We start from the raw sequence: 7,895 nt of genomic DNA, 5'->3' as shown, positions 1-7,895 counted from the left end.
GGAGGGATCACCAGTTCGGTACCTGGGTTCGAAAGCACACGAACGGCCGTACCGACAGGGAGATCAGCTGTCCGCCAAGCGGGATCCAAAATGTCCGCCTACAAGGATCTTGCGCTGTCCGCTCTCACCCATCAAGGCCCGGCCGCCCCGGCGCCACTCCTTCGATCAAGGAAGCTCCCGATGACAGAGCACACACCGCGCTGGCAGCGCTGCGGACATGGCTCCGGCGTAATGCAGCCGGGTGACCGCATCGTGGTGGAGGCGTTCCGGGCGGTCCTGGCCGCCCGCGCTCGCCCCCGCCCCTTCACCCTGAACACCGACCTGGCGATCCTCACCGGGCTGACCGTGGACCGCGCCCGCCCCCAGCCCGGCCAGCCGACGGACAGCGAGACGCTCGTGCTGGCCCTGGTCGACGCCGCCACCGGCGAGCTGCCCGCCACCGGCTGGCAGGACTACCCCCGCGCCCGGGTCATCGGCCCTTGGGAAGCAATCTACGAGCCGATGGCCAGTCCCCCACCGATCCCACCCGCCGCCCTCCGAGCGGCGTACCGTGGCCAGTAGCCGAGGGAGGACCACCATGGGCGACATCGCAGAAGCCACCTGGACCACACACATCCGCGGGGAACGCGTCGAGATCCCCGCGACGATCGAGGGCATCCGCGCCACGCTCGATGCGGCGAACCGCGCCGCGTTCGACACGGAGATCGCCCACACCCCGGCCCAGGACCTGCACCGCGTTCTCGCCCGCTGGGCCCTGCCGGACGCCGCCGAGTCGGCAGACGACGACGTCGTCTCCCGGCTGCGGGCCGGCGACTTCTCCGGCTGCGTTCCCCAGGACGAACCGCGCACGGGGGTGGCGTGAGCCGCTTCCGCATTCAGTACGCCGACGAAGCCGAAGCCTCCCGCCAGGCCATGACGTCGGCCGCCCGCACCGTCTTCGAGCAGACCATGGCCAAGACCCTGGGCAGTGACCCGTACGGGCACGGCTCTGCCCCCATCAAGGGCGACCGCGACTACCGCGACGTCACGGTCGGCGGCGCGTTCGTCGTCTACTTCGTCTCCGCCGACGTCCTGGTCGTCACCGCCGTCCGCATCGTCTACTGAACTCGCACCCATCCTGAAGAGCACGAAGGCCCTGCCGGAAGTGAATCCGGCAGGGCCTTTGGCGTACCGGATATTTCTGAGAAATATCCGGAGGGGACCGACGTGCGATCGTCAGTTGAAGGTCGGTTCGTCCCCCCACACGGCGGATCCCACAGCAGAGGCTGATGCCAATCCGGCCTTGGGCGAGGCCGCGAACGGACCCCGAATGCTGGCACTGTCGACAGAGCGGTAGACCAGCCGGTTACCGACGACGGTGGCGACGTAGCGCCCGTTCCGGCCGAACACCTTCTTGCCGTCGATCCGCCCCACATGCCGCCCCGATGCATCGTGGACGTTCCGCCCGTCACTCCTGAGCGGCTTGCCGTTCTTCGTGTACAGGTCCGCCATGGCGCGACTCCTATCTCTCGATAGCAGCAACGTTAGACAGGCACACCGACAGAACTGATAATGCCGGCAATTTCCCGGGGCCGACCATTGCGGCGAGCGCGGGAGCGCCACACGAGACCTAGTCTCCGGGAGCCTCTACGCTGCCGCCCATGGGTAACAGCAGCAGAGTGCCGCGTGGGCGAGCCGGCCGGAAGGGTCAGCAGCACCGAGCCACTCCGACAGACCTCCGGTCGTACGACATCCCGCCCGCCTCAGCGGTGACCATCACCCGCGCCGACGGGACGACCGAGCAACAGCCGGCGCTGCGCGCCAAGGCAGCCACTACCCCGTCCCGGCGTCGCGGTCCGGCTGTCTGCGCCATGTGCGGCCGCCCAATCAAGGACAACGTCCGCATCAGTAAAGACGCCGTAGCACGCGGCAAGCCTGTCCATGAGGAGTGCGAGACCAAGGCCAAAGGCGCGGCCCGCGGTCGTATCGCCCGCCAGAAAGCGGAAGAGGCCGGGCGCGCCGCCCGCCCCCTCACCCCCCAGCAGGCGCTCAAGGAGTCCGTGTCGCAGGAGAACAAGCGCCTCAAGATTATTCAGGACGGGTGGCGGGCCAAGGAGCGGGAGCGCAAGGAAGCGGAGGCTGAGGCCCGCCGGCAAGCCGCTGAGAGTTCCGGGCTGTGACGCAGGAGGGGCCCGCCGACTGGCAGACCCCTCCTGCCCGGATTATTTCTCAGAAATAATTAGGGCAGCCTTACCGTGCGGCGACACGATCCATCAGCACCTTGGCCAGTTCCTCCAGCTGCGCGATCGTCAGATACCGGACCAGGTCGTCAGCGATCTGCGCCGGTTCTCTGAGAGAGATGACCGGCGCCGGCCCCGGGGAACTGGCGGGAGCTGCATCGTCCTCCGGGCCGGGGCTCGGTGGCTTCGTTGACTGGGCGGGCACGGACGCCTTCTCATCCTGCGGCGCGTCTCGCTTATCTGTGCTGGGCGTCGCCGGGGCAGGGGCGAGGGGCACACCCCTGTTCCCGCGCGCCGGTACCTGCTGGTTGGCAGGCAGAGCAGCTACCTTCAGCGCCAAGCGGATGTCGCTGAGCTTGCCACCGTCGATCTCTGCTTGCAGAGGCGGCACCAAGGACCGCAACGCCTGCTCCGCCGGCCCTTGCTCTGCCGTGCCGAGCTTGGCGAGCAGCGCGGCCCGCTTGACCTTGAGCGTCCCCGCCAGCACCTTGTCCTGGAGTTCAGGGACGAGTTTCAACAGCACGATGCGCTGGGAGACGAAGCTCTGGGTCTTGCCGATACCCGCCGCCACCACTGCTTGTGAGAGCCCCTGGCCGAGAGGCGGCTTGTCGGTGAGCACGCTCAAGGCGCGGGCTTCCTGCATCGGGTTGAGGCCCGCGCGTTGGATGTTCTCCGCGGCTGCCCACATGAGGGGATTCACTGCGGCGTCGTCGTCGACGAGAGCCGGGACGTCCTCACAACCCGAAAGCTGCGCGGCGAGGCGGCGCCGGTGCCCGGCCACGATGACGTACTTTCCCGTGATCGTGTCGGCATGCTCCGGGTGGTGCCGCAGGAAGGCCTCGCGGGTGCAGAGCGTCAGGGCCTGCACGACGCCGATACTGGCGACACTGGTCTGCAGTCCGACGAACTCCGGGTCCGTGACGTCGATGGTGCCCCGCGGGTTGTCCGGGTTGGGGGACAGCTCCTCCAGCGCCACCCGCTGGCTCGGGACGAACACCGGTTCGCCGTTGAGTTTGCGTGCCTGGGCCTCCTCCCATTCACGCATCTCCCGTTCTTCCTCAGTCTCCGGAGCTCCGCCGAGGCCGTAGTGGTTGAGCATGTCGTTGCGAGTGGGTCCTTCCGGATCCGGCGTCTCGCTCTGGTAGCGGGGGACGCTGTCCTTTTTCCTCACGCCGCCAGCTCCTTCGCCATGCTGCGAAGTCCTTCAGCCAGTTCGCAGTCGGGTGCCCACTCGAGCAGCGGGGTGTTGTGGTCGGTAGCGTCGCGCTGCTCCTTCAGGTCACCGAAGACGTGCAGCACTCCTGGGTTGGCCCGCTCCTCCCACTCCTCCCGCTTCTTCTGCACGGATGCGCCCCGGCGGGAGTCGTAGGCGTTGATGACGAAGCCGAGCTCGTCCACCTGCACCCGGGTCATCTTCTGGAGTTCACGACGTTGGTTGTTGAAGAGGTCGTAAGCGTCGAAGCTGGGGGTGTCTGCCCATACGGGCATCAGCACGCCGGAGCGGTCGGCGAGTTCGTCCTGGCGGCGCTGCACGTAGTGCATGGCGATGTCCATGGACAGGCCGAGGCTGGGCGGGCCGTCGAAGACGATGACGTCGTAGGACTTCTCGACCGGCTCCAGAGCCCGAGCCAAGGACTCCTCACGGCCGGTGCGCATCTGGCTCATGACGGCGTCGAAGAGGAACGCGTCATTGCACGCAGGCAGCAAGTGCAGGCGCCCGGCGAACCGCTCCTCCGGCATGACGATGATCGAGCGACGGAGGTGCTTCGGCGCCTTGCCGATCATGTGCGCGAGAAGACTCGCGCCCGTGTCGATCGGGATCAGCCTCTGGCCGAGACGCCGGGTGAGGTGGCCCTGCGGGTCGTAGTCGACCAGCAGTACGCGCAGCCCAAGTTCCGCGAAGGCCTGGGCGAGCCCGGCCGCGATGAAGCTCTTCCCGACGCCACCCTTCTGCAAGGCAACAAGGATGCGCTGCACCGGCTGGGGGAGGGACCGCTTGCCGGGGGAGGAATTGCTCAGCAGCCACCCCGTGATGGCCTGGGCGATGCCCTGGACCTTGGTGATGCCGCGGCTATCGCACTCGGCGACGAAGCGGGCGACGCCTCCAGCCGGCAGATAAGTACCCCAGCTCTTCGCCCCCTTGACCTCGACAGCGTCGGCCTCCGGGTTTTCGTACCAAGCGGCCAGCGCCTGCGCGGTGGCATCCGCGAGGTTCAAGCCGCGCTCGGCCGACCGGACCTTCAGATCCCTGCGCATCTCAGGCGTGAGGTTCACGATTAGTTTTTCGGCGATTTCCTCGCCACTCGCGGATGTCATGCGGGCAACTTACCGCTTCGGTCCAGGAAGCAGCGAAGCCACCCGCGTGTCGCCCCAACGGAACAGCACTACGCCATCGCAGACCCCGTTGATCAGGCCGTGTGCCACTCAACCCGGATCAACGCGGTCTTGTCCGACCCCCCGCAAAGCGCCCACACTCGGCTCCGACGACGGGGGAGGGGCACAGCCATGCAACTACTGCTGGTGTTAACGGGCTTGGTCGCGGTCGGAGCCGTGGTGGTCCTTGTAGGGCGGGCGCGGGTGGGCCGGGGTGAGGCGCGTGCCGAGCAGCTGCGCCTGGCCGAGCAGGCCCGCCTGGACGCGCGCCGGACCATGGAGTCGGTGCTGGCGATGAACGACCGGGAGTTCGAGGAGTACGTCGCGGATCTGTGCCGCCGCGACGGCTGCACCGACGTCGTCCGCGTCGGAGGATCCGGGGATCTGGGTGCCGACGTCATCGCGTTCCTGCCCGACGGCCGCAAGCTGGTGATCCAGTGCAAGCGGTACGCGCCGCACCGGTCGGTGGGCAGCCGGGACATCCAGACGTTCAACGGCACCGCCCGCCAGGAGCACGGCGCCGACATCCCCGTGTTCGTCGCGACGTGCCCCTTCACCAAGCCCGGCCGGGACTTCGCCGCCAGACAAGCCCTGGTCCTCATCGACCTCGACCTCCTGGGCTTTTGGAACACCGGCTCGCCGCTGACGTCGTTCTTCGCCCTGGACATCACCCGCTCCGGTACCCACAAACGCCCCAAGCCCAAGACCGCTCCCAAGCGCCCGGCCCGGCGCCTGCCGCCCACCCGGCCCGACACGGCAACCTGAACCCACAGTGGTCGGTACGGCCGTTTTGATCTGGGTTACTGGGTCGTGGGGAGGCCGTTTCCCCAGGTGATGGTGTTCTCCTGGGTTCCTGGGTTACTGGGTCAACGCCCGGCCCGGCATCGGCCGCCCAGCCGGCCCGATACGGCAATCTGGCAGGGAAGGACGCCATGGCGTCCCTCCCACCGAGCGCCGTCCAGGGAGCCGAACATGCCCGATCACCGCCCGCGGGGATATCAGCCGGCCTGGCGGCCGCGGCCGCGGACGGTGGAGCTCCTGGTGGCGGTCGACGTCATCTTGGCCCGGTACGCCGAGCAGCTGCCGCTGTCGATCCGCCAGGTGTTCTACGCCGCAGTGTCCGACGGTGCACTGCCCAAGACCGAGCGGGCCTACAAGCGGCTGGCCGAAGTGCTGGGCATGGCCCGGCGTGCGGACCGGATCGCGTGGGAGGCGATCCGGGACGACTCCGGCACCTGCCTGTCCCCGCCGCCCGCGTTCGCCGGCCCCGCGGACTTCCGCACCCAGATGCGCCAGGCCGCCGCGAACTTCCGCCTCGACCGCCAGGAAGGGCAGCCGGCCCGGATCGAGATCTTCTGCGAGAGCGCGGGCATGGCCCCGATGCTGACTCGCATCGCCCACCCCTACGGCATCGACGTGCGCTCCGGCGGCGGCTTCAACTCCCTGCCCGAAAAACGCAACACCGCGCTGCGCGCCGCCGCCGACACCCGGCCGCTGTGCCTGCTGCACATTGGGGACCTGGACCCGTCCGGGGTCTGGCTGCCGGTTGCCCTGGCCGAAGACGTCGCAGCGTTCGCCCACGCGCACGGGGGACGGAGCGAGCTGGTGCGGGTTGCGGTGACGGAGGAGCAGGTGGCCCGCTACGGGCTGCCGTCGGCGCCGGCGAAGGCGACGGACCGGCGCGCGTTCACCCCGGCCGGCACCACGCAGGCCGAGGCGCTGCCCCCGGACGTGCTGCTGGACCTGGTCCGCCGGGCGATCGAGGAACGGCACGACCGGGCGGTGTTCGAAGCGGTGCTGGAACGTGAAGCGGCCGAACGTGAGCAGCTGCTGATGGAGCTGGGGGAGTAGTCCGCTACTGCTCACGGCTCGTCTCTGTCCACAGCCCGAGTTCTGCAGGGTGGGGACATGAGCGATGACACGAACACGATGCGGCCGGTGTTGTGCACGCAGTGGCACGACTTCTCCGGTGACGACGGGCAGGGCCAGGTGTGCTGGGAGCTGGTGCCGGACGGCATTCAGGCGCAGGTGGTGTTCCTGATCAATGAGCAAGTGAGGGAGCGGGAGCAGGCTGACCCGGGGGAGCGTCCCCGGATCACGAAGCGGTCCAGCGTGGCCAGGGTGGCCGATCGACTGAACGTGAAGCCATGGATGGTGCGCCGGTACGTGCGGGGTGGGTTGCTCGTGTGGCCGGGGCGGCAGGTGCGGGAGCGGGCGTACGAGCGGGTGCTGGACATCGTCTGCCCGTACCGGCTGGCGAAAGCGGAGGCTGAGTGGGCCGAGGTGCTGGCCAAAGAGGCGCGGCGGGAGGCCCGGCGTGCCGCCAAACACCGTCGGCTCGATTGGGAGGAGGAGTAAGTGGAGGCTGGCCATATGGCCTGAGGGCTACGGTCCGGAAACCGGTACTGGGCCTGGGCGCCCGCGGCTACGGTTCATTTGGCCGACCAATACCCTTCCGGTAGTGCCCTGACATGCAGGAATGCCATGTCCACGCTCGTCACGTGGGCGGATGAATGGACCAGGCCAACGATCGTGGAGACCTTCACTTCCTCGAACTTCACGTTGCCTCGCCGCGAGGACCAGAGGTTGGCTGTGACCTCGCCTTGGTCGGTTCCGTCCATGAAGTACGGGATGGAATGGGCAAGTTTGTTCCGCAGAGCAAAGAGGGCGCGAAGAACTGGGATGACGAACGGAAAATCGTCGTCCCACTCCTCAGCCCCCATGAGCTCCTCCAGCAGCCCGATCTTGACGTTGATGCTCAGGTGGCATATCGCCTTGCTCTGCAGAAGGAGAACTTCGTAGGTAGAACGTCCGAGGCGGGCGGCGATGAAGCTGTCCATCATCAGTTCGGCTTTGACAGCTTCCCCGAGCAGCGCCTGGGAGGCGACGTGCGCACCGACGTCGTCAGGAAGCTGCGGCATCATCGCGCGCAGCGTCAGTGGGTTCATGAGCGGAGTCTTGCAGCAACTCCATAGCGAGCACCGCGAATATCGTCGGCCCGTAGGCATCAGCGGCAGTGCCGCAGTCGCTGAGCCGGATGGCACCTGGCGGCGCTGGCGCTGGGTTGTGCGGCCATCCTTGTCGGTGGTGGCTTAGTCAGCGCTGCGCCCTGTCTGTTGCGGCTGGCCTAGCCGGGTATTTCTGGTTTGCAAGCTGGGACGTGGCTGTTGATGTGGTGCCGGTGGGCGGGTGTTGGGGTGGCCGATGGCCGGCCGGGGGGAGGGCGCGGGAGTCTGCCCGCAGGGGTGTCCCGAAGGGGCACCCCTCCCCTCTCCCCGAACCCCGCCCAACCCACCCCCACCC

At 68.1% G+C, this 7,895-nt stretch carries 11 protein-coding genes; 7 read left to right on the top strand and 4 right to left on the bottom strand.

The genetic code is table 11. The annotated features are described in order from the left end of the window. Positions 1 to 180 precede the first annotated feature (180 nt). The 3 genes from QMK24_RS40165 to QMK24_RS40155 are packed head-to-tail and all read left to right on the top strand — an operon-like array spanning position 181 to position 1,104. Positions 181 to 561, top strand: a complete 381-nt coding sequence (locus tag QMK24_RS40165) for a hypothetical protein (RefSeq protein WP_283471853.1) — start codon at positions 181 to 183, stop codon at positions 559 to 561. A gap of 16 nt (positions 562 to 577) precedes the next feature. After that, complete coding sequence (locus QMK24_RS40160) at positions 578 to 862, top strand: hypothetical protein (protein ID WP_283471852.1); 285 nt, start codon at positions 578 to 580, stop codon at positions 860 to 862. Beyond that, the gene (locus tag QMK24_RS40155) at positions 859 to 1,104 is read left to right on the top strand and encodes a hypothetical protein (RefSeq protein ID WP_283471850.1); all 246 of its coding nucleotides are present in this window, start codon (positions 859 to 861) and stop codon (positions 1,102 to 1,104) included. The genes QMK24_RS40160 and QMK24_RS40155 overlap by 4 nt, the downstream gene beginning before the upstream one ends. Before the next feature lie 111 nt (positions 1,105 to 1,215). On the opposite strand, the gene QMK24_RS40150 is transcribed toward QMK24_RS40155, so the two are convergent. Then, positions 1,216 to 1,491, bottom strand: a complete 276-nt coding sequence (locus QMK24_RS40150) for a hypothetical protein (RefSeq protein ID WP_283471849.1) — start codon at positions 1,489 to 1,491, stop codon at positions 1,216 to 1,218. Positions 1,492 to 1,640: 149 nt separating this feature from the next. Here QMK24_RS40150 and QMK24_RS40145 point away from each other — a divergent pair, with 149 nt between their 5' ends. Beyond that, positions 1,641 to 2,159: a hypothetical protein gene (locus QMK24_RS40145; RefSeq protein WP_283471848.1), complete on the top strand. Its 519-nt coding sequence runs from the start codon at positions 1,641 to 1,643 to the stop codon at positions 2,157 to 2,159. Positions 2,160 to 2,229: 70 nt separating this feature from the next. On the opposite strand, the gene QMK24_RS40140 is transcribed toward QMK24_RS40145, so the two are convergent. Together QMK24_RS40140 and QMK24_RS40135 are read right to left on the bottom strand one after the other, a co-directional pair. Further along, positions 2,230 to 3,390, bottom strand: coding sequence for a ParB/RepB/Spo0J family partition protein (locus QMK24_RS40140; RefSeq protein ID WP_283471847.1), 1,161 nt, complete (start codon positions 3,388 to 3,390; stop codon positions 2,230 to 2,232). Next, entirely contained in the window at positions 3,387 to 4,493 is a 1,107-nt protein-coding gene (locus tag QMK24_RS40135; RefSeq protein WP_283471846.1) for a ParA family protein, read from the bottom strand. Before QMK24_RS40135 ends, QMK24_RS40140 begins: the two co-directional genes overlap by 4 nt. Positions 4,494 to 4,769: 276 nt before the next feature. On the opposite strand from QMK24_RS40135, the gene QMK24_RS40130 reads away from it, so the two are divergent. The 3 genes from QMK24_RS40130 (at position 4,770) to QMK24_RS40120 (ending at position 6,950) form a co-directional block, all read left to right on the top strand. Then, the gene (locus QMK24_RS40130) at positions 4,770 to 5,357 is read left to right on the top strand and encodes a restriction endonuclease (RefSeq protein ID WP_349307962.1); all 588 of its coding nucleotides are present in this window, start codon (positions 4,770 to 4,772) and stop codon (positions 5,355 to 5,357) included. A 207-nt stretch (positions 5,358 to 5,564) separates the two neighbouring features. Continuing rightward, positions 5,565 to 6,443 carry a hypothetical protein gene (locus QMK24_RS40125; RefSeq protein WP_283471844.1) on the top strand — a complete coding sequence of 293 codons (879 nt, stop codon included), beginning with the start codon at positions 5,565 to 5,567 and terminating at the stop codon, positions 6,441 to 6,443. A gap of 57 nt (positions 6,444 to 6,500) precedes the next feature. Further along, positions 6,501 to 6,950: a hypothetical protein gene (locus QMK24_RS40120; RefSeq protein ID WP_283471843.1), complete on the top strand. Its 450-nt coding sequence runs from the start codon at positions 6,501 to 6,503 to the stop codon at positions 6,948 to 6,950. A 74-nt stretch (positions 6,951 to 7,024) separates the two neighbouring features. Here QMK24_RS40120 and QMK24_RS40115 read toward each other — a convergent pair whose 3' ends face one another. Then, positions 7,025 to 7,540: a hypothetical protein gene (locus QMK24_RS40115; RefSeq protein WP_283471842.1), complete on the bottom strand. Its 516-nt coding sequence runs from the start codon at positions 7,538 to 7,540 to the stop codon at positions 7,025 to 7,027. Positions 7,541 to 7,895 lie beyond the last annotated feature (355 nt).

Source organism: Streptomyces sp. PH10-H1, from assembly GCF_030063355.1.
In the GTDB taxonomy this organism is placed as follows: domain Bacteria; phylum Actinomycetota; class Actinomycetes; order Streptomycetales; family Streptomycetaceae; genus Actinacidiphila.
Note: the sequence above shows the minus strand (reverse complement) of the source record. Positions and strands in the feature narration are given on the sequence as shown.

What these genes read in the sequence shown, in the direction of transcription:
- QMK24_RS40165 (WP_283471853.1), top strand. Translation starts at nt 181, where the DNA reads ATGACAGAGCACACACCGCGCTGGCAGCGCTGCGGACATGGCTCCGGC.
- QMK24_RS40160 (WP_283471852.1), top strand. Translation starts at nt 578, where the DNA reads ATGGGCGACATCGCAGAAGCCACCTGGACCACACACATCCGCGGGGAA.
- QMK24_RS40150 (WP_283471849.1), bottom strand. Translation starts at nt 1,491, where the DNA reads ATGGCGGACCTGTACACGAAGAACGGCAAGCCGCTCAGGAGTGACGGG.
- QMK24_RS40145 (WP_283471848.1), top strand. Translation starts at nt 1,641, where the DNA reads ATGGGTAACAGCAGCAGAGTGCCGCGTGGGCGAGCCGGCCGGAAGGGT.
- QMK24_RS40125 (WP_283471844.1), top strand. Translation starts at nt 5,565, where the DNA reads ATGCCCGATCACCGCCCGCGGGGATATCAGCCGGCCTGGCGGCCGCGG.
- QMK24_RS40120 (WP_283471843.1), top strand. Translation starts at nt 6,501, where the DNA reads ATGAGCGATGACACGAACACGATGCGGCCGGTGTTGTGCACGCAGTGG.
- QMK24_RS40115 (WP_283471842.1), bottom strand. Translation starts at nt 7,540, where the DNA reads ATGAACCCACTGACGCTGCGCGCGATGATGCCGCAGCTTCCTGACGAC.